The sequence below is a fragment of the Bacillus sp. HY001 genome, from assembly GCF_007558965.1.
Taxonomy (GTDB): Bacteria; Bacillota; Bacilli; order Bacillales; family Bacillaceae_G; genus Bacillus_A; species Bacillus_A mobilis.
Genome location: NZ_VLTE01000049.1, coordinates 12,456 through 36,533 on the forward strand (window position 1 = coordinate 12,456; position 24,078 = coordinate 36,533).

Below are 24,078 nucleotides of genomic sequence, written 5' to 3' on the forward strand. Positions count from 1 at the left end.
GAAGAAATTTCACTTTTATTTCTATGTACTCTTCTTATTATTTAAGAAACAACAGTAACAGTCCTTGCACGAGTCCGATCATCCCGCCTAATAAGGCACCTAAATACGTAATCATTTTCAGTTCATTTTTTGTAATGGATAGAACTAAATCTTCTAGTCTCTCTGTTGAAAATGTGGATACTTCTTGCTGTACAATTTCCGCAAGATGGAGATTTTTTAATATACTCGCTACGTTTTTTGTTCCCCACTTCAAGCCTTTCGTTACTGCGCTCGGGACTACCTTTTCCTTGATTGTTTCTCGAACTGGCTCACATACTTGCTGCACAGATTGGTTTAAAAACTTACTCACTGTTTCCTCCACTTTAACTGCTGACAATATGGAGCTTACAATCATTTCTTTTTCTACAAACGTTTCTACTTCTTTTACATCTCTTCCTTTTAACTTCTCCCACTCTTTTTGCAGTACATCAGTTAAAAGCTGTTTTGTGCCATCTTGCCCTAAAAACTTAATAACCTCTGGCTGCACACGATCCACTACACTTACATTTCCTAAAAACATTCCGACTAAGTTAAGCAGCGTTCCCCTAGAAGCAAAGAAATCATCAATCATTTTTGAAAGACGAGCTTTTCCTTCTTCGCTTTCAAAAAATTGAGTTGCTCGACCTAAAATAAAAGCCGAGACATTTGGGATCGCATTCTCAATTTTTTCATGAACAGAATGAGGTAAAGCTTGTTCCCATGTATATGTATAGTACTCTTCTAAAAATGCCTGAATCTTTTCTGTAATCACATGCTCGATTTTCTCAGTTGCTTCTTTTTCTACATGCGCTACGTTCCATTTTTCTAACATTTGTCGCAGTGATTGTTCATTCGTCATTACTTTATCCACTTCTACTTGCGTCCAATGAATTAAACCTTTTTGAAACTCTTCATTTGTTAGCTTCTTTCCGATTCCTTCTGGCGTTAACAAATGCTCGACAACCATTTTTCCTAATTGAACAGCAAGCTCATCGCGGCGCTTCGGAATTAATCCTGGTGTAAATGGAACTTGAAACTTCCCAATATAAATAGGGCGATGCGGACGAAATAACATTTTTATCGCTAAATGATTTGTGAATCCCCCAATAATTGCTCCGAGCCCTGTCGTCGTTAACATACTTAACCATATATTCATTACAATCAACCTTTCGCTTCTCCAAAACTATAGCATATCATCATACGGACAAAAGTATAATGGTATAAAAACGTATTTGCAATATATAGCTTCGGCTATTGTGCCAACATTTTGTTAGTAAAGGAGTGATTTCGTTGGTTCTCGGTATTTTAACTTCTCACCCTCATTATGAGCAAACGTATTACACCGAAATCGCTAAACGCGCTCGGCTTTATCATAATGTCGTTGCCCAGTTTACGCCATTTGGTATGGATCCTAAAACAGATCTTATTTCTGGTCTGATTTATGATACTGATACAGGAAAATGGAAAGAGCAAACATTCCCTATTCCTTCTTATATATACGATCGTTCTTCTTTTAACGAGGAAACAGACTTCCAAAAAGCAAAGTCAATTATTCACTCATTGCACAAACGCCCTTCCACTACCTTTTTAAATAACACACTCATTGACTTAAGCGAACTACATGATGTATTTCTCACGAATAAAAAATTATCTCCTTATATACCAAAATTTGAAATAGCAACAATCCAAAACATTTTCAAACTGTTATTAAAAACAAAAGATATTATTATACGTCCTACTCATACACATTCCAATGAAAGTCTGTACCGAATTGCTTACAAAAATAAAACATTTCATATCGATACGATAAATGACGCATATCATACTTCTGCTCAAATCAAGCGGACAGATGAATTTATATCTTGGTACAAATCTAATATACGATCAGCACGTTACATCACCCACACTATGCTGCAGCCACCAAATCAATTAACATACCCACTCCATATTCGGACCATTTTGCAAAAAAATAAAGAACAGAAGTGGAATGCTATCGGCCAATTTATACAAAAAAGCTCATTTCCGAATCAACTTTTACTTTCGGCAACGGATGATTCCTCACTGCATTCATTTTCAAAAATTAAATACGTACTATCTAGTACCGGTGTTCAACTATTACAAGACGCTTTACAAGACATTATAAATGAAGTGTTTCAAACATTAGATCAATCTTATTCTTCGTTATTCGAGCTAGAGCTTTCCACCATTATGGATCAAAAAGGGGCAATTTGGCTTATGTATGTCAACACGATTCCCCCATACGAACATTACATTCGTCATAGTGATTCATTAGCCGAAAACATATATCACGGACCATTAAAGTTTAGTCGCTTCACACCATAATGAAAGGGGGTAAACCCATTTTGAAAGAGCACATATATACGTTAAATATTTCAGATGAGCATCCAAATAGCATTACTTTACCTTATATTTTTTCCATTACACCACCCATTACATCCCTTTCCTTCGGCGTACGCCATGTTGCAAGTGAAGAGGTAAAAATTCATTATTCCTTTACTCGTGAAATCATTATCGGACAACAAATTGCAGAGAAACTTTTGCTTCCTCATTCCACTACTATCCATGCATTCACGCAAAATGAAACAATTATTTTCGGACCATTAATCGGGATTTTCACAACTGGTTTTAACGATGACTCTTCTAACCCTTTAGGAAACCGTTCAACTTCTCTTGGCGAGTTACTAACGCCGCCATTCACCTTGCGACCATTTGTATTCGTTTTTGGTGTGCAACATATAAACTGGGAAGATGAAACAATTGAAGGCTATTTTTTTCAAGAGGAACAATGGATCAAGAAAAAAGTACCTTTCCCGAATGTCATTTATGACCGCTTACCAAATCGGAAAGCCGAAAATTATAAACCAATTGTAAGAGCAAAAAGAAAATTAGAGCATGACTATGCGATTCCATGGTTTAATCCAGGATTTTTTAATAAATGGGAAGTGCATCAACTTCTTATGAAAGATGAGTCCATTATGCCATTCTTACCGAACACAGAAACATTTCAACACTTCGAACAAGTAGAGCGGTTTCTCGGTACGTATAAATCGATTTACATGAAACCAATTCACGGCAGCTTCGGGAGAAATATTCACCAACTATTTTATTCTCAAGCAGAGAATTGCTACTACTGTCGTTATCGCGAAAATGAAGAAAACAAACTAAGAAAGTATCAATCATTAGAAACGCTTCTGAACCATGTATTAAAAGGACATGATTTAAAAAAGTTTATCGTACAACAAGGTATTTCCTTACTTCGCTTCGATGGGCAACCGGTTGATTTCCGCATTCATACAAATAAAAATCATTTCGGTCAATGGATTGTCAGTGCAATCGTTGCAAAAATTGCTGGCAAAGGTAGCTTAACAACACATGTAAATAGCGGTGGCGATACAAAATTACTACAAGAACTTTTTCCTGATTCAACGAAACAAGTTCAAATTGAAAATAAATTAAAACAAACTGCCTTACAAATCAGTTACGCGCTTGATGAACAAGTAATCGGAAATATTGGAGAAATTGGTTTTGATATCGGTTTAGACACGCAGGAAAACCCGTGGCTCTTTGAAGCAAACTCTAAACCCGGGCGAACTGTATTCCAAGATGAAAAGTTAAAAGAACAAAGTGAACTGACGCGCCAATTATTTTACGAATATGCCATCTACTTAACTGAACATTCTTTGCGCGATGCAAAAGAAAAAATGTCTCAAATAAAATCAGAGGCTCCCTCAAACACCGAACATATCCCTTCCCCTATGATTCACTCACAAATACGAAAACAAAAACTTCCACCTCATTCATAAGGTGGAAGTTTTCTATTTACACAAGTTTTACTACAACTTCTGTTTCCACATTACATATCCCGCAATAAAAAACATGATTGCAATACTCTTGTGAATTACTATGCGTTAAACCATCTACTGCACTTAATAATTCTTGATCCATATACGCACTATAATCGTCTATGTAATCTACAGTTTTCCCATAATCTTGGAGTATACCTTCGCAATTTTGACAAGAATATGTTTGTGATTCTAATGCGTTGCAAAGCGGGCAAATTCCCATCACGATTCCTCCATGCATTATCATTTACAAGCTGATTGAAGAGAGCATCAAGCCGTGCATAGGAGCATTTTGTTCCACTCCTATTCAAAATAGAACTATAAAGTTAATGATTTGCCCCACAATAGCGGGATACAAACAAAAAACATATTTCAAATCGCTCTTAGTTTAGCCTTCTTTCTAAAAAATACAACGATTACTCTTATTTCATACTTTACGAAATCACTAATATTTTTTTACAAAATTTACAAATTATTATTTCGTATATCTTTCTAGGTAACATCCATACTATGAGTACAAACTTAATTACCGATGGATTAGCGCCAAACGGGGCGATAATCTGGTTCAAATCCAGCTAGTCCAACCAAAAAAAATTTTTATAACTCTAAGGAGGATATATTCCTATGGCAAACCAAAATTCTTCAAATCAATTAGTAGTACCAGGAGCAACAGCAGCAATCGACCAAATGAAGTACGAAATCGCTCAAGAATTTGGTGTACAATTAGGAGCAGATTCTACGGCTCGTGCTAACGGTTCAGTTGGTGGAGAAATTACAAAACGTCTAGTTGCAATGGCTGAGCAAAGCCTTGGCGGATTCCAAAAATAAATATATATGGCAAAAAGGTCTCAAGGCATATGCCTTGAGACCTTCCTTCATTTATTGCAACATTTGTAAAAACTTCTTCGTGCGTTCTTCTTTTGGATTTGTAAATACATCTTCTGGTGTGCCTTGTTCGACAACGACACCGCCATCCATGAAAATAACACGGTTCGCAATTTGATGTGCAAAGCGCATTTCGTGCGTTACAATCACCATCGTCATGCCCTCTTTCGCAAGTTCTTTCATTACTTTCAGAACTTCTTGAACGAGTTCAGGATCAAGCGCTGACGTTGGCTCATCAAATAGTAACACTTCCGGCTCCATCGCAAGCGCGCGAGCAATTCCAACGCGCTGTTGTTGTCCGCCTGATAATTGGAACGGATATAAGTCTACTTTATCCGCAAGACCAACTTTTTCAAGGAAATAGTTTGCTTTCTTCTTCGCATCTTCTTTCCCCATCTTTTTCACTGTAACGAGCCCTTCCATGACATTTTGAAGTGCTGTTAAATGTGGAAATAAGTTATGGTGCTGGAAGACCATACCTGTTTGCGTACGAAGGTTAACAATATCTTTCTTCGATACTTTTTGAGAGAAATCGAGCTCTTTATTACCGATACGAATATTACCAGCGTTCGGTGTTTCTAACACATTGAGACAACGCAGGAATGTCGTTTTACCAGATCCAGATGGTCCGATAATAACAACAACTTCCCCCTTCTCAACTGATAAATCTATATGCTTTAGTACGGTATTATCTCCGAAACTTTTTTGTAAATGTTGAATTGAAATCATAAAAACAAAAACTCCTTTTATGAAAGGGTTATTTTAGAGTGTAACGTTCTGAACGTTTTTCTAATATTTGTTGCACGATAGATAATAAGAAGCAAATTACCCAATAAATAAGACCTGCTTCGAAATAAACAATTAAAAATTCGTAGTTCATTGCCGCAATTTCCTGCGCTTTTCGGAACATTTCTGTTACTAAAATTAACGATGCTAATGAAGTATCCTTCACTAAGCTAATAAATGTATTCGAAAGCGGCGGGATCGATACGCGCGTCGCTTGCGGTAAAATAACACGTTTTAGCGCTTGCGGATACGTCATTCCAATTGTGTAAGCTGCTTCCCACTGCCCTTTCGGAATGGAAAGAATTGAAGCACGAATAATTTCAGATGCATATGCACCGACATTTAATGAAAATCCAATAACTGCTGCTGTATATGGCTCAACTTCAATATTAAGAGTTGGAAGACCATAGAAAATAATAAATAATTGTACAAGAAGTGGCGTTCCGCGAATGATAGATACATAGATACGAGCAATCCATTGTAAAATACGACTACCTGAAATACGTGCAAGCGCCGTTAACGTCGCAAGTATAATCCCGATAATAAATGTAATAAGCGTTAATGGAATTGTCGTAAACACAGCTTCCTTCAGCATAGGCATGAAGGAAGACTGCATAATATCTATCCAAGTAGACAATCGATCTGAAACCAACGCACTACTTAGATACATTTTCGCCGAACCATTTTTTCGCTATTTTGTCATACGTACCGTCTTTTTTCATATCTTCTAACGCTTTATTTACTTCTTGTACTAGCTTGTCGCTACCTTTACGGAATAAGAATCCACTTTGTGACGCTTCTTTTTCTGTATCTACAATTTTAATTTTTGCATCTTTTTTCGTTTCTAAGTAGTTTAACACTGATAATTTATCATTAATTGTGAAATCAACGCGGCCAGTGTTTAACAATTCTGCTGCTTGGCTAAAGCCTTCTACATTCGTAATTTCTGCGCCATTTTTCTTAGCAATATCCGCATAGTTACTTGTTAAAGATTGTGCTGCTTTTAATCCTTTTACATCAGCAAATGTAGCTGGTTTATCTTTATCCTTTGCAATAACTAATACCGCTGAAGATGAAACGTATGGGCTAGAGAAATCATATTTCTTTTGACGATCTTCACGAATACCAACTTCATTCGCGACCATGTCGAAACGTTTTGCATCTAGACCAGCAAGTAAGCTATCCCATTGTGTTTCTTTAAATACAGGTTTTACACCTAAACGTTTTGCAACTTCTTCTGCTAATTCAACATCAAATCCAGTTAATTTATTGCTTGAATCGTGGAATGTGAACGGTGGATATGTACCTTCTGTTCCAATTACAAGTTCACCACTTTGTTTTATCTTTTGTAACGCATCTTGACTAGCTGTATCTTTTTTCTCTTCTTTACCGCAGCCCGCTACAATCCCGATCGCTAATGTAGTTACTGCAAGTACTGAAAATAATTTTTTCATGATGGTAATCCTCCAAGTATTCTGATAGGAATTTAAAAACTATATTGATTGTATGCAATCTTGAACAATTTTTCAATGAAAATGTTCTTATTTAGTTTATCCTTTTTCTTCATAATCAAACAAAAGGGGAAAATAACGCTACATACAAAAAATAAGTAACATTTTTTAATATAGCATTTATAAAGAAAAAGGTAAAACAATACTTCTTATTTAACTGCCCTGATTCACTAAAAAAAGAACTTGTGAAAATCACAAGTTCTCCTCCATACCTATTAAGCGCTCTGATTACCTTCCATTTGCGTTTTGTACATATCGTAATAACGCCCACGCTTTTTCATTAGCTCATCATGAGAGCCTTTTTCTAAAATCGTTCCTCTATCAAGCACAATAATTTGATCTGCGCTTTTAATTGTTGAAAGACGGTGAGCAATAATAAATGTCGTTCTCCCTTTTTTCACAACTTCTAACGCTTGTTGAATCATCGCTTCTGTCTCCGTATCAATACTAGATGTCGCTTCATCTAAAATTAAAATGGCCGGATCAAAAGCAAGTGCCCTAGCAAACGATATAAGCTGACGTTCTCCGGTTGAAAGTGTACTTCCTTTCTCCGTAATTTCTTCATTTATATTGTTCGCAAATCTTTCAGCACCAACATCTCGCAATGCTTTTACGATGCGATCTTTTGAAATGTTTTCATTCTCTAAGCTAACATTAGATGCCACTGTTCCGCTAAATAAAAACGGATCTTGTAGTACGATTCCCATATGTTCACGAGTTGCTTGTTTCGGCATCTCTTTTACATCGTGACCGTCAATCGTAAGCTTTCCTTTTTCAAACTCATAAAACTGGAAAAGTACATTCATAATGGAACTTTTTCCTGATCCCGTATGACCGACAAGCGCTACTGTCTCGCCTTGTTTCGCTTCAAAAGAAATATTTTTTAACACTTCATCTTTTCCATTATAAGAAAACGACACATTATCAAACTTCACATTTCCTTGTAAGCGAGGCATACGTTCCTCTTCTACCGCTTCCCCTTTTTCCTCTAACAATTCAAAAACACGTTCTGATGCAACGCGCGATTGTTCTAAGTTAGCAAGCTGATTTACCATATTTGTAATCGGAGAGAACAATCGTGTTAAATAATCAACGAACGCATACAGTATCCCTAAAGAAATGACACCTGAAGCACTTAATGAAGCACCACCGAAATACCAAATCACACCTGTGAAAGCGATATTTCTTAATACAGACACTAAGTTATGCGAAGTTGCTGCATTTAAATTTAAAATTTTATTTTGATACTTAAAATAATCGCCATTTAATTCTTCAAACTCTTTCTTCGTTTCACGCTCTTGACGGAACGCTTGAATAATTGGCATTCCTTGAATGGATTCATTCACTGTTCCGTTAATATCAGATAAACGTGAACGCATTTTATGATTGTATACAGACGCATACTTTCTATAAAGAATTGCCCAAACGATTAAAATTGGGATGATAAGTAAACATAACGTCGCCAATTTTACATCGAGTAAAAATAATGCCGCAAATATCCCGATAATATAAATGATACTAGAAACGAATGTCGCAAGCACCGTTACATATAAATCCCGAATGGCTTCCGTATCATTCGTGACACGCGATACAATTTTCCCTGCTGGTAAATGATCGAAATACCGAATCGGCAACGTTTGAATATGAGAAAAGACATCTTCCCTCATAATTTGAATAATTTTGTTCGCTGCCTTCTGTAAGAAAAATTGCTTTCCGTATGCAAATAATGAAACGACTACTAATAAAGCGAAATAGCCACCACCAAGTAGAAGTAGACGGTTTATTTCTGGTTTATAAAACGCAAATACTTCTTCTTTCGTTAATGCTTTCGCTTTATACACTTGCACCGCCTTACCATTTTGAACGGTAATCATATCACCTTTTACAGTACGTGACCCTTCAGCATTCACTTTATTCGGCACAAAGTAATATTGAAAACCAACTTGCATCACGCGTACTTCTTTTCCTTTTTTCTCACCTTGTTCAAAGCGATCACTTCGCTTATAAAAGGTACCGTTATACGGAACAGCCTCTTCACTCTTTTCTGTTTCATACCAAGGTTTCTCGATTCCAACGATATGATCGTCAATCATCGTTTTTGCGACGAAAGGACCAGCAAGCTCTGCGATGACGAAAATAAATAACATTAGCATCGCTGCAAATATCGTCCCTTTCACTTTCATCGCGTATTGAAACAATCGTTTTGAAACGCTCATATTTTCACCCCACTATCCGCACTTTCACTTTCCCCTTGTTGTCTTTCGAACTGCTCAGCATACCAGCCTCCGCTTTTAATAAGCTGATCATGCGTACCTTCTTCCATTACTTCGCCCTCATCCATAACGAGAATCCAATCCGCATGTTGTACAGCTGATAAACGGTGCGTCGTAATAATTGTCGTTTTCCCGCTTCTTTCTGTTCTTATATTTTCAATAATCGCTGCTTCCGTACGGGCATCAACAGCTGATAAAGAATCGTCCAAAATTAAAATTTCTGGATTTTGAATCACAGCTCGCGCAATTGAAATCCTTTGTTTTTGCCCTCCTGATAAAGAAACACCCTTCTCTCCAACGAGCGTTTCTAACCCTTCTGGTAAAAACTCTAAATCCTTTGTAAACGCCGCAATTTCAATCGCTTTCTCGAGTTCTTCTTCCGTCGCATCTCGGTTCCCGAACAAAATATTTTCCCTCGCTGTTTTTGAGAACAAAATATGTTCCTGAGGTACATACCCAATCCAGCCGAGTACATTTTCATTCGTTATGTTATCTAAAGTCACATCAGAGACTGCAATATCCCCATCTCCAAGCGGATATTGACGAAGAAGCTGACGTACGAGCGTCGTTTTTCCGCTTCCTGTTTTTCCAACAACTCCAAGCGTTTCCCCTTGTTTTAATGTAAATGAAACCTTTTTTAAATTTGTTTCAGTTGATGAAGGATATGAAAAGGTAACGTCATCAAACTGAATATAATCCGGCTCTTGTACAAGCTTTGGATTTTTCGGATCCTTTACATCTGGTTCATACGCTAACGTTTCATTCACACGGTCGAGTGAAGCATTTCCTCGTTGCATAACATTGATTAATTCGCCAATTGCAAACATCGGCCAAATCATCATCCCTAAATAAACGTTAAATGAAACAAGTTCACCAAGTGTTACCTTTGATTGAAATACAAGATACGCGCCATACACTAAACCAATTAAATAACTAAGACCAACAAGCATTTTCACAGTTGGCTGGAATAATGCATCGATTCTAGCTACTTTCATATTTTTTTCGTAGACGTCATCTCCTAAATGATGAAATCTTTCCTGATCTGCGTTCTCTTGTACGTATGCACGAATCACGCGCACGCCAGCAATTGATTCTAATACTTTATCGTTCATATCACCGAACGCATCTTGCGCAACTGTAAATCTTTCATGCAATTTCTTTCCATATATATTCATCGCATACGCCATAATCGGAAGCGGTATAAGTGCCGCAAGTGTAAGCTCCCAACTAATTGTAAACCCCATCATAAAGACAATCGTAAGCATATATAAACTCGAATCTACGAGCGTTAATATACCGAAACCGGCTGTCATAGCTATTGCTTTTAAATCATTTGTCGCTCTCGCCATTAAATCACCAGTACGATTCTTTTGATAAAACGTCGGTGTCATTTTAAGTAAATGCCCCATAAATTTAGAGCGCATCGTCTTCTCCAGTACGAATGCTCCCCCAAACAACTGATGTTGCCAAACGAAAGTAAGACCATATCCAACGATCGTAACCCCTATTAAAATAAGAATTGATTGCATAATTGCTTCGTTCGATAACGTTCCTGTTTTTATGTTATCAATCGTAACCCCTAACACTTTCGGGGGAATAACTTCAACTATATTTACAATTAAAAGAGCTCCAATGGCGATACTATATCTCTTCCAATGCTCTTTAAAAAACCATTTTAACTTTAGTAATACTGATAACAATGTAACCTCTCCCTTCTCGTGCTCGTTTCCCTCTCATTTCTTTACCCACTATCCAGACCCATCACATTTACATTTCGTAATCCATACAATCTCATCACATTTTTCCACCTTCCAAATTTTTATATAGTAACGTGGAAAACAAAAAAAAGCATACCGCCGCTTGACGATATGCACAGAAATGCATAAAAGCGTACGTTACGATATACGCAACGTACGCTTTTTATAAGACAAAGATGCCCTATATATCCGTACGGGTTGCGTAATGATATGAATGTCTTCTGCCATTTAACAGAGCTAAGCCCATTACATTTACGATTACAATCATTACGCACACCCCCTTCATTTATTTTCCATTTATAATCTTACAACTTTATTGAGTATTCTGTCAATTATTTTTTTACACACTGAATAAAAACACACGCTACATCCGTTCGAAATAAGAGAATCTTCTGTAAGAAAGGGCATACAAAATAAAAAAAGAATAAGAAATCGTTTTCACAAACATTTCATTTGAAAAATGTTATCAAACCCCCTACAATCACCTTATACTCACTCTTACAAGTTGCTATTTTAGGAGGACTAATCATGACAACTAGCAATACGTACAAATTTTATTTAAACGGAGAATGGAGAGAAAGCTCTTCAGGAGAAACAATCGAAATTCCATCTCCATACTTACACGAAGTAATTGGACAAGTACAAGCAATTACTCGCGGAGAAGTAGATGAAGCAATTGCATCTGCAAAAGAAGCTCAAAAATCATGGGCAGAAGCTTCTCTACAAGATCGCGCAAAATATTTATATAAATGGGCTGATGAGCTCGTAAATATGCAAGATGAAATTGCCGATATCATTATGAAAGAAGTCGGTAAAGGCTATAAAGATGCGAAGAAAGAAGTTGTTCGTACAGCTGATTTCATTCGTTACACAATTGAAGAAGCTCTACATATGCACGGAGAAAGCATGATGGGCGATAGCTTCCCTGGCGGAACGAAATCTAAACTTGCAATCATCCAACGCGCACCACTTGGTGTTGTATTAGCAATCGCACCATTTAACTACCCAGTAAACTTATCTGCTGCAAAACTTGCACCAGCATTAATTATGGGTAACGCTGTTATTTTCAAACCAGCAACTCAAGGTGCAATTAGTGGTATTAAAATGGTGGAAGCACTTCATAAAGCTGGCCTTCCAAAAGGTCTTGTAAACGTAGCGACAGGACGCGGTTCTGTAATTGGTGACTACTTAGTAGAACACGAAGGCATCAATATGGTATCGTTCACAGGCGGTACAAACACAGGTAAACATTTAGCGAAAAAAGCTGCAATGATTCCACTTGTATTAGAACTTGGTGGTAAAGACCCTGGTATCGTTCGTGAAGATGCTGACTTACAAGATGCTGCAAACCATATCGTAAGCGGTGCATTCTCTTACTCTGGTCAACGTTGTACAGCTATTAAACGTGTACTTGTACACGAAAACGTAGCGGACGAGCTTGTTAGCTTATTAAAAGCGCAAGTAGCTGAGCTATCAGTTGGCTCTCCAGAACAAGACAGCACAATCGTTCCATTAATCGACGACAAGTCTGCTGACTTCGTTCAAGGTTTAGTTGACGACGCTGTTGAAAAAGGTGCAACAATCGTTATCGGTAACAAACGTGAGCGTAACTTAATTTACCCAACATTAATCGACCACGTAACAGAAGAAATGAAAGTTGCTTGGGAAGAGCCATTTGGCCCAATCCTTCCAATCATCCGTGTTTCTTCAGATGAGCAAGCAATTGAAATTGCTAACAAATCAGAGTTCGGCTTGCAAGCAAGTGTCTTCACAAAAGACATTAACAAAGCATTTGCAATTGCTAACAAAATCGAAACTGGTTCTGTTCAAATTAACGGACGCACAGAGCGCGGCCCTGACCACTTCCCATTCATCGGTGTAAAAGGTTCAGGTATGGGCGCACAAGGTATTCGCAAGAGCCTTGAGTCTATGACACGTGAAAAAGTAACTGTATTAAACTTAGTTTAATCTTATATGTAGAAGCTGATCTAGTTTTGGATCAGCTTCTTTTTATCCCACTTTAATGGGCAATAAGACCCCCACCTCAAAATTCAGCGAAAGCAAAGAATTTAAGCGGGGGATCAACTGCCCATAAAAGTCCGATTGGTTCAACTAATAATCAGTGGGGGATGAAGCCCCCCCCACTGATTAAAGTTTCACTTTATATACATCCTTCCAAAAATAATAGCTTATTTATTTCAAATTCCGATTTGGTTTTCCAAATCGAACTAAAACATGCCATAATAATTTTAATTCCTGAAGCACTTCTTCATATGTTCCGCGATTACTCCAGGATAGTGGATTCCTTTTCAAATCCACTACAGCTGAGCCAATTATATGCGCATCAATACAATTATTTCGTGCAATGCGCCTTGCCAAAGATGGCATTTTTGACCCTCTAAAATCCATTGGAACTTCATCTACCATCAGTACAAAACCCTTGTGCCAATACAAATCAATAGAATACTTCAGACAAATTTCTTCTAAAGTTCTACCTACCTTCGTACCTTTAAATGAAGGATCTACAACAAGTGCTTCCACATCTTCTTTAAGAGAAATATCTCCATGAATCTGTGCTTCAATATAATGATTAAGATTACGAGCTGACTCTTTGTTTACTACATCTATAAACGGCCTTTCCAGGTTAGCTAGTAAATGATGAATGAGTCTTGTTGGAGTCAAATTCTCTTCCCCAATTGCAAAATCTCTTACGAATGTCTCTTCCAAAAGAGCAGCTAAAATCATATCAAACTCTTCATAAGTACCCTTTTCTTTTGGATCTTGATGCGAATCTAAATACGTATATGTAGAACGATAAGAAACTTTTGGAGATAAGAGAAAATAACATGATCCAAAGCGCGGGGCAGGTCCATCTGGATGTAACATTACATTTAGCGCCCCATATTTAGGCCGTTCATTATTCGTTACGCCTTCCAATTGATATGCGCCTCCAAATATTCTCTGCTCCCAAAGGTCACGTTCACCACCAGGATAAGCAGATACACTCCCATTAGATAGCAATGTTTCAAACTGACTTTTATATATTCCTTGCTCAAACAGTGCTTCAGCAATATTTTTCATATTCGAATCTAATCTGTCTGGATGAAAGTGTAAAGCAATCCTCGCATTTGATTTTAAATGAACGACAGCTTCTTCAAACATTTCATCAGTAATATTAGACATTTTCAATATATGGTTAATTGTTGCTTTAGCCCCATGTTTTTCGTTCTCTGCATATTTTGAAATGTACTCTAAAGCACATAATTGAGATCTTGATAATTCCATAATCAAACCTCTCCTTTCATTGAAATGACCTTAATCATTTCAATGAAAGGCTTAATCTTTCCTTCTTCTCAAACGAAGCCTGTTTAAAAAAATCGATGCTTCGGATTAAGATTTTCAGACAAAATTCTTTGTGCTGTAAAGTGAAACTTTAATCAGTGGGGGTTTTCTTCATCCCCCACTGATTATTAGCCCTCACCAATCGGGCTGCCCATTAATGCGGGGTAAAATTGTGCTTCACTCTGTCGCTATTTCCTCTGCACAACTAATAAACGCTCCAGCCCTTCCTGACTCTCTTTTAATCACAAACTCTTCTCTATAATCTGATTATTACTATATCCATTGACGTATAAAAATTCATTTGTTACTCTTAAATACGTTAATTTAATATTTAAATCCTCATTCGTATCTCGGTGAGGTAGAGGTTGCAGTCATTAAGAGTATCATTTCAGGAGATGTAGTGGCATTGATGAAGGAATGAGAAAGGAATGATTGCCGAAGTAAGTCGTGTCCACCATGCACACTTGCTGGGTCTGCATTTAATAAGTGCAGAACTGTCACAAACGAAACGTTTCGTTTGTGGAGAGCTATCGAGAGGTATGTCGTGGGTTTCTTATAAGATAGAAAGCATGTAGCGGCAAATTACGTGCTTTTTTTGTTTTGTTTGGGACTTCTCTTCTCTACTAAGAAGACATACATATCTCCTCGCTTGACTTGGTTATACTAACTTTGGAGGTATTTTCTATGCAACAAAAAAAATGGGGCTTTTGGGTACTAACAGCTTTCGTTGTCGGTAACATGGTTGGCGCTGGGATTTTCATGGTGCCAAGTACGTTGGCACAAACAGCAAGCCCTCTCGGTGTCACTTTAGCTTGGTTAACAACAGGGTTTGGTGTTTTAATGCTAGCTCTTGTTTTCGGTAATTTAGCAATTCGTCGTCCTGATTTAACGACAGGACCACAAAGTCATGCATATGCTTTATTCTCATCACCAAAAAAGAAAAAAATGGCTGGTTTCAGTATGGTATGGGGATATTGGGTTGCAAACTGGGCAAGTAACGTTGCCATCATTACATCTTTCGCGGGATATTTATCACTCTTCTTCCCAATTATGAAAGATACACGACTACTATTTTCAATCGGTTCTTTTAACATAGAAGTCGGAAAACTAATTACATTTACGATTTGTTCCATCTTACTTTGGGGAACTCATATTATATTAACAAACGGTGTAAGCGGAGCTGGAAAGCTGAACTTCTTAGCAACAACAACGAAAGTAACTGGATTCCTTTTATTCATCGTCGTTACGTTATTTGCATTCGAAGCTTCTAAGTTTGGACAATGGTACACACCGATGATCGATAAATCAGGTGTATCACACGGCCTTCTTTCACAAGTAAACTTAGCTGCTCTTACAACGCTTTGGGCATTTATCGGAATTGAATCGGCAGTACTTTTATCAAACCGTGCTACCTCTCCTAAAACAGTAAAACGCGCAACAGTTGCAGGATTACTTATTACAGTTGCGATTTACTTAGGAATTACCATTTTAACAATGGGGGTACTTCACGTTGATAAATTACAAGCTTCTGAACGTCCATTAGCAGATGCATTAAATGCTGCAATGGGTCATGGCGGCGGGAAACTGATGGCATTACTTGCTCTTACTTCCCTATTCGGTTCTATCTTAGGCTGGATTTTATTAAGCTCAGAAGTACCGTATCAAGCAGCAAAAGAAGGTTTCTTCCCTTCCTTCTTCACGAAAACAAATAAAAAAGGAAGTCCAATTTACTCATTACGATTAACAAACATTATGTCGCAAGTGTTCTTATTCTCAACATTATCAGGAACTATTGCGGAAGCTTATACATTCGTTATTACCGTATCAACACTGGCCTACCTCATTCCATATCTCGTTTCACCAATCTTCCAGTTAAAACTAGTCGCAACTGGTGAAACATATAAAAATGAAATGCGGGCAAGAATTACAGATGGTATAGTCGCAGTGATCGCACTTTGCTACGCACTATGGGTTATTAAAACCGGTGCATCCGATATAAAAACGTTCCTTCTCGGAATTGGTTTATTCGTAATCGGCTTTGCCTTCTATCCATTAATGAATCGTGATCAGAAAAAAAATAACGAAAAGAAAAACGAGCAAGTTGCATAACGCAATTTGCTCGTTTTTTCTTTTATAAAACATATATAATAGAACAAAGAGGTGAAAAACATGTCAATCGAATCACTATGGAGCAGTCGTTTCCAACAACATATGCAAAATATCATTACATACTTTGCACGTATGATTAACGGTTTACTATATAGCTTTATCTTTATTTCATGCGTTGGCGCATACTACTATGCTCAGTTTCTAAAAGCATCTCCTTCTAAAGAAATAGCTTTACTACTCATCACGATTGTACTTACATTCATTATAACGAGATGCCCGATCCGTACATTTATTCAAAAACCTGATGCTGTCTATTTGCTTGCATTAGAAGAGAAACTAACATCTTATTTTAAAAAATCTCTTCTATACAATTACATCATTCAGCTTTTCCCATTATTATTTACGTTCCTTATTCTCGTTCCACTTGCCCTGCAATCATTAAAATTAACTGTACCTTTCTTATGTACAATCTTTATCGTTTTAATGATTACGAAAGCTTGGAATATGTACATACATTGGATGTGGCGTGATAGTCATGAAAAAAATATATGGTTCATTATTCGTATCGCTTGTAACGCCCTAATCATTTACATGCTATTTTACTCGGCACATGTTCTCATATTAGGCGGATTGCTCTTATTACTTGCTTTCCTGCTTCTATATACGAAAAAACAGCCTACAAAACGAATACCGTGGGATTACATAATCGAACAAGAAGAAAAAATGAACGTTCGTTTTTATCAATTTGCGAGCATTTTCACCGATGTTCCACAACTGAATAAGCAAGTAAATAAAAGAAAATGGCTTACAAATTGGATTGAACCTTTATTACATAAAAAGCGAGCAACTTTCTTCTATTTACATACACTCGCATTTTTACGCGGGAATGATTATTTCGGTATATATATTCGCTTAGGATTAATCGGTGCCTTCGCCTTATATTTTATACCAAACATATACGTAAAAGGCGCTATCGCATATATCGTCCTATATATGATTTCTATGCAGCTCCGTTCCCTGTGGAAATATTTTTCGGGAAATATTATCGTAGCATTATATCCAATTAATACTGAAAAACGAATGAATCAATTTCTTCGCTTAATCTTTATATTACTAAGCATGCAACTCATTGTATTTTCAATTGTTATACTCATTGCTACAGGTCAACTTTTGCATAGCCTTATCATTATGATTGTCGGGTTACTCTGGATCAAATTTATTATTGTACCAAAAACAAAGCAACGAATTTCCGCATTTTAACGAAAAAAAATCATCTTAAAAGCCAAGGGGAAAACAAATTATCTCCTTGGCTTTTTTATTTTTCTTCCCCAAACAAGAATTACCGGCACAACCGATATTTTATGATTTTACACACAAAAACGATAATACATGTTTACGTCCTAATAAAAAGGGTATGTATTAAAGTAACAGGGCAAAGAAACTGGAGGGAATGAAAAAATATGAATTAAAGTTTCACTTTATACAAGGCATTGCTCAAGGATGATTCTGAAACCGATAATATAATGTAAGGAGCGGATTAGAATGAGTAAAAAAATTGCTATTTTAATAACGGATTATTTCGAGGACACAGAATACACAGAGCCAGCAGAAGCATTTAAACAAAAGGGATATGAATTAACAACTATTGAAATGGAAAAAGGTAAAACAGTACACGGTAAGCAAGAAAAAAGCAAAGTCGTAATTGATAAACATATTGATGATGTTTCTCCAGAGAACTTTGATGCCCTCTTCATACCAGGCGGATTTTCCCCAGATATACTTCGTGCAGATGAACGTTTTGTTCGCTTTAGTAAAGCATTTATGGATGCGAAAAAACCTGTTTTCGCTATTTGTCACGGACCCCAATTACTCATTACTGCACAAACACTTGAAGGACGCGATGTGACTGGATATAAATCCATTGCGGTCGATTTAAAAAATGCCGGTGGAAATTTTCATGACAAAGAGGTTGTCGTATGTCAAAACCAGCTAGTAACAAGTAGACAACCGGAGGATATCCCAGCGTTTATTGAAGAATCATTGCGTATATTGGGATAGTTATTAAAGATTAATCAAAGTAGCTATTTAGCTACTTTGATTAATCTTTTTATTTGTATGAAAAACAAAAAAGAACCTTATTTTTAATGATCTTTTCATACACCCTCTTTTCTCTCCCCAGAACTTCTAATCACTTTTCATAAGCAGTTCTCATATAGTGAAAATGACTATACGATTCCTATCCATAAGTTAAATAATGATTTTACAAATATATAAATACAAAAGATGGGAGCCTTATTTATGAATAACAATCCGCCTTCAACGCCCCCAAATCCAACGGAAATGAATAATAATGAAGTGAGCTTACAAACGTTACGCGTCATTGGGCTTATTGTACTGATTAGTGGCTACATATTAGTAGCTCTTTCTGAAGTAGGAACGTTAAAAAATCTTTTGCTACAGCCTAACACTACTCCAAATTTAGCTGAAGTTGATCCGTTCTAAAAACTATACAAAAAGCGAATCCCAGTATAACTGGTTCGCTTTTCATATAGTTTTATCCAATCTGAGAAACTTCCCTTTCATCTTCATACTTCTCTTTCCCTATCGCCTTCATAAATAATAAAATACTGCTCATACCAACGATAAAGTACAGAGCACTCATGCCCCAAGATGCAAGAAATGAACCTATCATAACACCTAATGCCCCGTTCATTTTTGCCACTTGAAAGACCATTCCGTTAATCGCCATGTATGAACCTCTTGCCTCATTTGGCACCATATCTGCCATAATAGATTGACGTACTGGCACATACATCATCTCTCCTACTGTTTGGAAAAGCCCTGCGATTAATAAGATCCATAAACTATTGCTCGTTCCGAGTACTGTAAAGCCAATCGTATAAATAAATAAACCTACATATAAGATTTTCAAATCATTGAAGCGTTTCAGCATTTTAATAAGAAGCGCCGAACATAAAACAACTAAAATTGTATTCTCTGCTGAAATCCAGCTCATCATTCGAATACCTGTTAAATCAAATGTAAAACCATTCCCGAATAAAAAGTTCACCGTTTCAAATTCCTGCTGCAAACGTACTCCTAAATAGTTATTAACCTGAAACTCTAAAGATAATGTGCATATACTTGCTGCACAAAAAATTAAAAACGCTCTATCTCTCATCACAACTTTATAACTATCTGCCATATCTTTTAATACATTTTTCTTCTCCACCGTTTTTCGTGCTACATACACTTCTTCCATATATACAGCCATCACATATAAAGTAATAACTGCAATAACTGTTAATCCGATGAACAATTGCAATCTATAGTTCTCAAATAGTAATCCGCCAAATATCGCTCCAATTGCAATGGATAAATTAATCGCCCAGTAGTTAATGCTGTACATCACTTTTCGATTTTCCGGTGTACTCACATCAATTAACATCGCCTCTGTCGCAGGATTCATAAGTCCAGATCCTAAACTATTCACTAACATAAATATAAATGTTAGCCACGGTGAGTCTACATAATCCGAATTCGCAACCCCCATACAAGCAATGGAAATGACTTGTATACTTTGACCGATAATCATCACCTTTTTACGCCCGAGCCGATCCCCCACATATCCACCGTATAAACCAATTACTAATGAAGCTATGACATTAATGAGTAGTAACGCACCAGCAATCGCACTACCTAATTTTATTGAAAAATAAATCGCCATAAATGGAAAAATCATCGTGGACACAGTACGTGTTAAAAACGAAGTTATAATTCTAATTTTTATATTTCGATGCATACTCCAAAACCCCATTGTTTTCCCCTCCTTATGCTTACTTATTTTACTTTGAAAAAGAGGAAGAAAAAGGTTAGAATATTCTAAAGAGTTTCCCCTTTTATAATAGAAGGAAGTGTATATATGAAAATCATGGACTATTACATTCGGTTAAGACTACATGCACAAGATCAACAGCATATCCGAAATAGCTTACAAGAATTAGCGGATATTTTATATTGCAGTACGAAAAACGTAAAAATTTTATTAAAGAAAATGAGCGAGGAGCAATTCATTCACTGGACTCCAGGGAGAGGCCGCGGGAATAAAACAGAAATTCAATTTATACATAGTCTCGTAGAAGCGATTGAATCCTACACCGATGAACTGTTAGCGCAAGAAAAATTAAAGGATATCTTTCTTCTCTTAAAAGAACCGCTACCTCTTGCACTTCAAAAAAAGATAGAAAATAAACTACATCATCATTTTGGATACGAACCTTCAAATGATATGTACGACATATTAAAAATTCCTATATCGAGAAAGATATTCCCATTAGATCCGGCTTTTGTCGCTGTAACTACAGAGAGCCATCTTACGAGTCAAATTTTTGACACGTTAGTCGTTTATAACGATGTTACTGAAAAGATGGAACCACACATTGCACATACTTGGGAATTAAGTGAAGACGGACTTACGTGGACCTTTTATTTACGAAAGGATATATATTTTCATAACCAAACAATTTTAACTTCTAAAGATGTACAATTTTCATTTGAACGATTAAAGCAAGTTCACTCTCCTTTCGAATGGTTAACAGAAGAAATTGTTCAAATTGAAACACCATCACCACTGCAAATTCGATTCCATTTAGCAAAACCCAACTTATTTTTCTTACACTATGTAAGTTCCATGCAACTAGCAATTTTGCCGCGTGATGCTAGTATTCAAAATCATCATTATATAGGTACTGGACCTTTCAAACTTGCTCATTACTCGGAAGACAATATCGTACTCGAAGCGTTCACCCATTATTTTAAAGAGCGCGCGTTATTAGACCGTATTGAATTTTGGGGTATTCCTGATCATGTACAAATCGATGCTGATTATGAACTACCAAATGAAGCGGAAAATGAAAGGCATGATATACAAATAGAAGAAATAGGTTGTATTTATGCTAGCTTCAATTTTACAAAACCTGGTCCTCATCACGACATGTATTTTCGAAAAGCTTGGAGAGAACTATATGACGTTGAAACGATACTTCATAGCATAGATGGCCGACGAACAATTGCCGCATCAAGCTTTTTCCCTGAAAGAAGTCGCCAAGCTACTAAAAGGTCCTACTCTTTAAAAAAAGCGAAAGAGTATTTAATAAAGAGCACCTATAATGGAGAAACGATACATATTTATTTCTTTGCATTTAAAGATAGTGCAAATGATGCATATTTCTTAAAGGAACGTTGTGAACAATTAGGAATACACGTAGAGCTTCATCCATTTCTCGTTTCAGATTATATGGATCATTCTATCGATAAGCACGCCGATATTATTTTCATGGGAGAAGTATTTGCTGCCGATCATGAACTCGCATTCTTAAATGTGTTTAAAAATAAAAGTTGCTTCGTAAATCGGTTCATGGACCCGCACTATGAAAAACAAATTAACTGTTTACTTGATACATTTTTATTAGAGGAAAATAAAGAAAAACGCTATGAGCTCATGTATGAAATCGAAGAATTTTTACAAGCAGAACACATCATTTTATTTAACTATCACGTTTTAAAAAGAAAAACATATCCTTCTTCTTTAAAGAACGTAACAATTGATTCATTCGGCTGGGCAAATTTTGCGAAGTTATGGATAAAGCCATCCCCGCATTAAATACGGGGATGGCTTTAATTATTGAATGACTTCTTCTAAATGATTCTTTAAGTTCTCTAAATACGTATCAATCGTAGGATTCTTCACCACATCATAACAAGCAAAACTCTTTAACGGACTCATGCCGAGAAACTTTTGTACGCGGTGTAAGTGGCTAAGCGTTGACTCTAAACTTTCTCCCTCAAAGAACTTCGTCTTATCCCCAAATGCTTTCTCAGGTGCATTCCAAGTTGTAGAAAACATATACTCTTTCTCTTTTAATAAACCACCTGTTCCATATTCATCAGCACCTTTAAAGAATAAACCGTATTCATATACTTCATCCATATACGTTTTACATAACCCTGGTACACTAAACCAGTAAATCGGCGTTTGATAAATGACAACATCAGCCCATAAAAACTTCTCCTGTTCTTCTTTAATACTATAGCCATCTTGAATCGTTGTTACTTTCACATGATGATTCTCGCTTAATATTGTTATCATATAATCAACTAACGCTTTATTTAATCTGCCTTCCTTTGTGCCGTATTTTTCATGTCCATTTATAATGAATATATTTTTCATCGCTTTTCTCTCCCTTATATCATTTACTCTTCAGCTATTAACCCAAGTTGCTGTTTCAGCGTAAGATTATCTTCTAAATGCCAGTCTTCCGTTATCTTTCCGTCTTTCACATGTAAAATATCAATAGCAAAAAAATTGATTTTCTTATCATTGTGCGTTCCTGTAAAAGAAAGACGAGCTGTTACTTTATCCCCGGCGACTAATAAATCTTCAATCTCGCAATGTATATTAGGAACGACTTTATGAAAATTTTGTGCCGCAAACTTTAATCCTTCCGTGCCTTGTGATCGCCCTTTCGGCAATGTATTATCGAAAAAATTTTCAGTAACAGTCTGCGGAATAAGTTCCTCTTTACCTGTATCCCAAAATGCATAAAAACGCTGCGCTGCATGAACCATTTCGGTCGCTTCCTTTTGACCTAGTGAGGAATCAATTGTCATTGCTTTTGGCTTTGGCATTTCTTTTAATAACTGGACTTCCTTTTTTTCTTCCACGCCGCATGCTACAAGTACAATGCAAACAACAAACAAACTAAAGTATACAAACAACTTTTTTATCTCCATGAAAATCACCTCCTCATCTAACCCCTTTGTATTTCGTATTGCTATTGTATATGCACTAACTTCCTTAATGGAAGTAGTGATATTTTTTTCATATAGTTACCAAAAGTATATTTTTGTGATACTATAAAGCAAATTCATTCAAAAAATTTTATGGAGGCTAGTTCCATGAACAATATAGATCCAGTTGAATTAACGAAAGGTTTACCTGGCATACCTTGTCCTATCGCTAAAACGCTTGATGTAATTCGTACAAAATGGACATTTTTAATCATTCGTGACCTTCTTATCGAAGGAACATTACGCTTTAGTGATTTACAAAAATCAATGGACGGGATTAGTCCGAAAACATTATCGCTTCGACTAAAAGAATTAGAATCTCAAGGCATCATAACGAGAAAAGTATATCCAGAAGTTCCGCCTCGTGTAGAGTACACATTAACGGATAAAGGAAAGCAATTAGAGGGGATTTTCATTGAATTAAAACGGTTTGGATTAAGTTTATAAAGTAAAACTTTAATCAGCCCTCACCAATCGGACTTTTATGGGCAGCCCGACCCCCACCTAACTTCTTTGCTTTCACTGAATTTTGAGATGGGGGTCTTACTGCCCATTAAAGCGGGATAAAACAAAAACCCCTTACCGTCTGAAGTGAACCCCGAAAACGGGACACCGATCAAAACACCTAAACCATCTGTTCCCTAAATTCTTTAGGGGATAGGTGGTTTAATTTTTCTTGAATTCG

General features: G+C 36.6%; 21 protein-coding genes and 1 riboswitch. Of the genes, 10 read left to right on the forward strand and 11 right to left on the reverse strand.

The features are described from left to right. Positions 1-37: 37 nt before the first annotated feature. Positions 38-1,174 carry a DUF445 domain-containing protein gene (locus tag FOT98_RS21535; RefSeq protein ID WP_063263542.1) on the reverse strand — a complete coding sequence of 379 codons (1,137 nt, stop codon included), beginning with the start codon at positions 1,172-1,174 and terminating at the stop codon, positions 38-40. A 134-nt stretch (positions 1,175-1,308) separates the two neighbouring features. Between FOT98_RS21535 and FOT98_RS21540 the strand changes: the two genes are divergently transcribed. Together FOT98_RS21540 and FOT98_RS21545 are read left to right on the forward strand one after the other, a co-directional pair. Beyond that, complete coding sequence (locus FOT98_RS21540) at positions 1,309-2,361, forward strand: YheC/YheD family protein (protein ID WP_063263532.1); 1,053 nt, start codon at positions 1,309-1,311, stop codon at positions 2,359-2,361. A gap of 20 nt (positions 2,362-2,381) precedes the next feature. Further along, a complete protein-coding gene (locus tag FOT98_RS21545) occupies positions 2,382-3,842 on the forward strand; it encodes a YheC/YheD family endospore coat-associated protein (protein WP_063263531.1) in 1,461 nt (486 codons plus the stop codon). 16 nt (positions 3,843-3,858) lie between these two features. Here the strand turns inward: FOT98_RS21545 and FOT98_RS21550 are convergent, their stop codons facing one another. Next, on the reverse strand, positions 3,859-4,104 hold the full coding sequence (locus FOT98_RS21550) for a hypothetical protein (RefSeq protein ID WP_061677876.1): 246 nt from the start codon (positions 4,102-4,104) through the stop codon (positions 3,859-3,861). Positions 4,105-4,505: 401 nt separating this feature from the next. On the opposite strand from FOT98_RS21550, the gene sasP reads away from it, so the two are divergent. After that, entirely contained in the window at positions 4,506-4,709 is a 204-nt protein-coding gene (gene sasP, locus FOT98_RS21555; RefSeq protein WP_000013339.1) for a small acid-soluble spore protein, SasP family, read from the forward strand. Between the two features lie 51 nt (positions 4,710-4,760). On the opposite strand, the gene FOT98_RS21560 is transcribed toward sasP, so the two are convergent. The 5 genes from FOT98_RS21560 to FOT98_RS21585 form a co-directional block, all read right to left on the reverse strand. After that, a complete protein-coding gene (locus FOT98_RS21560; protein ID WP_061677875.1) occupies positions 4,761-5,495 on the reverse strand; it encodes an amino acid ABC transporter ATP-binding protein in 735 nt (244 codons plus the stop codon). Between the two features lie 28 nt (positions 5,496-5,523). Next, positions 5,524-6,222 (reverse strand): amino acid ABC transporter permease, encoded by a 699-nt coding sequence (locus FOT98_RS21565; RefSeq protein WP_033655982.1) that lies wholly within the window; start codon positions 6,220-6,222, stop codon positions 5,524-5,526. Continuing rightward, positions 6,209-7,006, reverse strand: a complete 798-nt coding sequence (locus FOT98_RS21570; protein WP_000732850.1) for an amino acid ABC transporter substrate-binding protein — start codon at positions 7,004-7,006, stop codon at positions 6,209-6,211. Before FOT98_RS21570 ends, FOT98_RS21565 begins: the two co-directional genes overlap by 14 nt. Before the next feature lie 272 nt (positions 7,007-7,278). Continuing rightward, positions 7,279-9,279, reverse strand: a complete 2,001-nt coding sequence (locus FOT98_RS21580; RefSeq protein ID WP_061677874.1) for an ABC transporter ATP-binding protein — start codon at positions 9,277-9,279, stop codon at positions 7,279-7,281. Next, on the reverse strand, positions 9,276-11,036 hold the full coding sequence (locus tag FOT98_RS21585; RefSeq protein WP_063263530.1) for an ABC transporter ATP-binding protein: 1,761 nt from the start codon (positions 11,034-11,036) through the stop codon (positions 9,276-9,278). Before FOT98_RS21585 ends, FOT98_RS21580 begins: the two co-directional genes overlap by 4 nt. A gap of 585 nt (positions 11,037-11,621) precedes the next feature. Here FOT98_RS21585 and gapN point away from each other — a divergent pair. Beyond that, complete coding sequence (gene gapN / locus FOT98_RS21595) at positions 11,622-13,061, forward strand: NADP-dependent glyceraldehyde-3-phosphate dehydrogenase (RefSeq protein WP_061677872.1); 1,440 nt, start codon at positions 11,622-11,624, stop codon at positions 13,059-13,061. Positions 13,062-13,286: 225 nt separating this feature from the next. Here gapN and FOT98_RS21600 read toward each other — a convergent pair whose 3' ends face one another. After that, positions 13,287-14,378 carry a DUF3626 domain-containing protein gene (locus FOT98_RS21600; RefSeq protein WP_063263529.1) on the reverse strand — a complete coding sequence of 364 codons (1,092 nt, stop codon included), beginning with the start codon at positions 14,376-14,378 and terminating at the stop codon, positions 13,287-13,289. A 408-nt stretch (positions 14,379-14,786) separates the two neighbouring features. Next, a riboswitch (Lysine riboswitch) is annotated at positions 14,787-14,973 on the forward strand. Between the two features lie 146 nt (positions 14,974-15,119). Between FOT98_RS21600 and FOT98_RS21605 the strand changes: the two genes are divergently transcribed. The 4 genes from FOT98_RS21605 to FOT98_RS21620 all read left to right on the forward strand — a co-directional run bounded on the left by FOT98_RS21605 (position 15,120) and on the right by FOT98_RS21620 (position 19,046). Beyond that, positions 15,120-16,544 (forward strand): amino acid permease, encoded by a 1,425-nt coding sequence (locus FOT98_RS21605; RefSeq protein WP_016089172.1) that lies wholly within the window; start codon positions 15,120-15,122, stop codon positions 16,542-16,544. A 60-nt stretch (positions 16,545-16,604) separates the two neighbouring features. Further along, the gene (locus tag FOT98_RS21610) at positions 16,605-17,804 is read left to right on the forward strand and encodes an ABC transporter permease (RefSeq protein ID WP_063263528.1); all 1,200 of its coding nucleotides are present in this window, start codon (positions 16,605-16,607) and stop codon (positions 17,802-17,804) included. Between the two features lie 282 nt (positions 17,805-18,086). After that, positions 18,087-18,602 (forward strand): type 1 glutamine amidotransferase domain-containing protein, encoded by a 516-nt coding sequence (locus tag FOT98_RS21615; RefSeq protein WP_063263527.1) that lies wholly within the window; start codon positions 18,087-18,089, stop codon positions 18,600-18,602. Between the two features lie 240 nt (positions 18,603-18,842). Continuing rightward, a complete protein-coding gene (locus tag FOT98_RS21620; RefSeq protein WP_063263526.1) occupies positions 18,843-19,046 on the forward strand; it encodes a hypothetical protein in 204 nt (67 codons plus the stop codon). A gap of 52 nt (positions 19,047-19,098) precedes the next feature. Here the strand turns inward: FOT98_RS21620 and FOT98_RS21625 are convergent, their stop codons facing one another. Continuing rightward, entirely contained in the window at positions 19,099-20,361 is a 1,263-nt protein-coding gene (locus FOT98_RS21625) for an MDR family MFS transporter (protein WP_063263525.1), read from the reverse strand. A 105-nt stretch (positions 20,362-20,466) separates the two neighbouring features. Between FOT98_RS21625 and FOT98_RS21630 the strand changes: the two genes are divergently transcribed. Next, positions 20,467-22,206 carry an SgrR family transcriptional regulator gene (locus FOT98_RS21630; protein ID WP_063263524.1) on the forward strand — a complete coding sequence of 580 codons (1,740 nt, stop codon included), beginning with the start codon at positions 20,467-20,469 and terminating at the stop codon, positions 22,204-22,206. A gap of 18 nt (positions 22,207-22,224) precedes the next feature. On the opposite strand, the gene FOT98_RS21635 is transcribed toward FOT98_RS21630, so the two are convergent. Next, the gene (locus FOT98_RS21635) at positions 22,225-22,773 is read right to left on the reverse strand and encodes an NAD(P)H-dependent oxidoreductase (RefSeq protein WP_063263523.1); all 549 of its coding nucleotides are present in this window, start codon (positions 22,771-22,773) and stop codon (positions 22,225-22,227) included. A 23-nt stretch (positions 22,774-22,796) separates the two neighbouring features. Further along, a complete protein-coding gene (locus FOT98_RS21640; protein WP_063263522.1) occupies positions 22,797-23,336 on the reverse strand; it encodes an ester cyclase in 540 nt (179 codons plus the stop codon). 165 nt (positions 23,337-23,501) lie between these two features. On the opposite strand from FOT98_RS21640, the gene FOT98_RS21645 reads away from it, so the two are divergent. Further along, complete coding sequence (locus FOT98_RS21645; RefSeq protein ID WP_001059468.1) at positions 23,502-23,840, forward strand: winged helix-turn-helix transcriptional regulator; 339 nt, start codon at positions 23,502-23,504, stop codon at positions 23,838-23,840. The last annotated feature ends 238 nt before the right edge of the window (positions 23,841-24,078 follow it).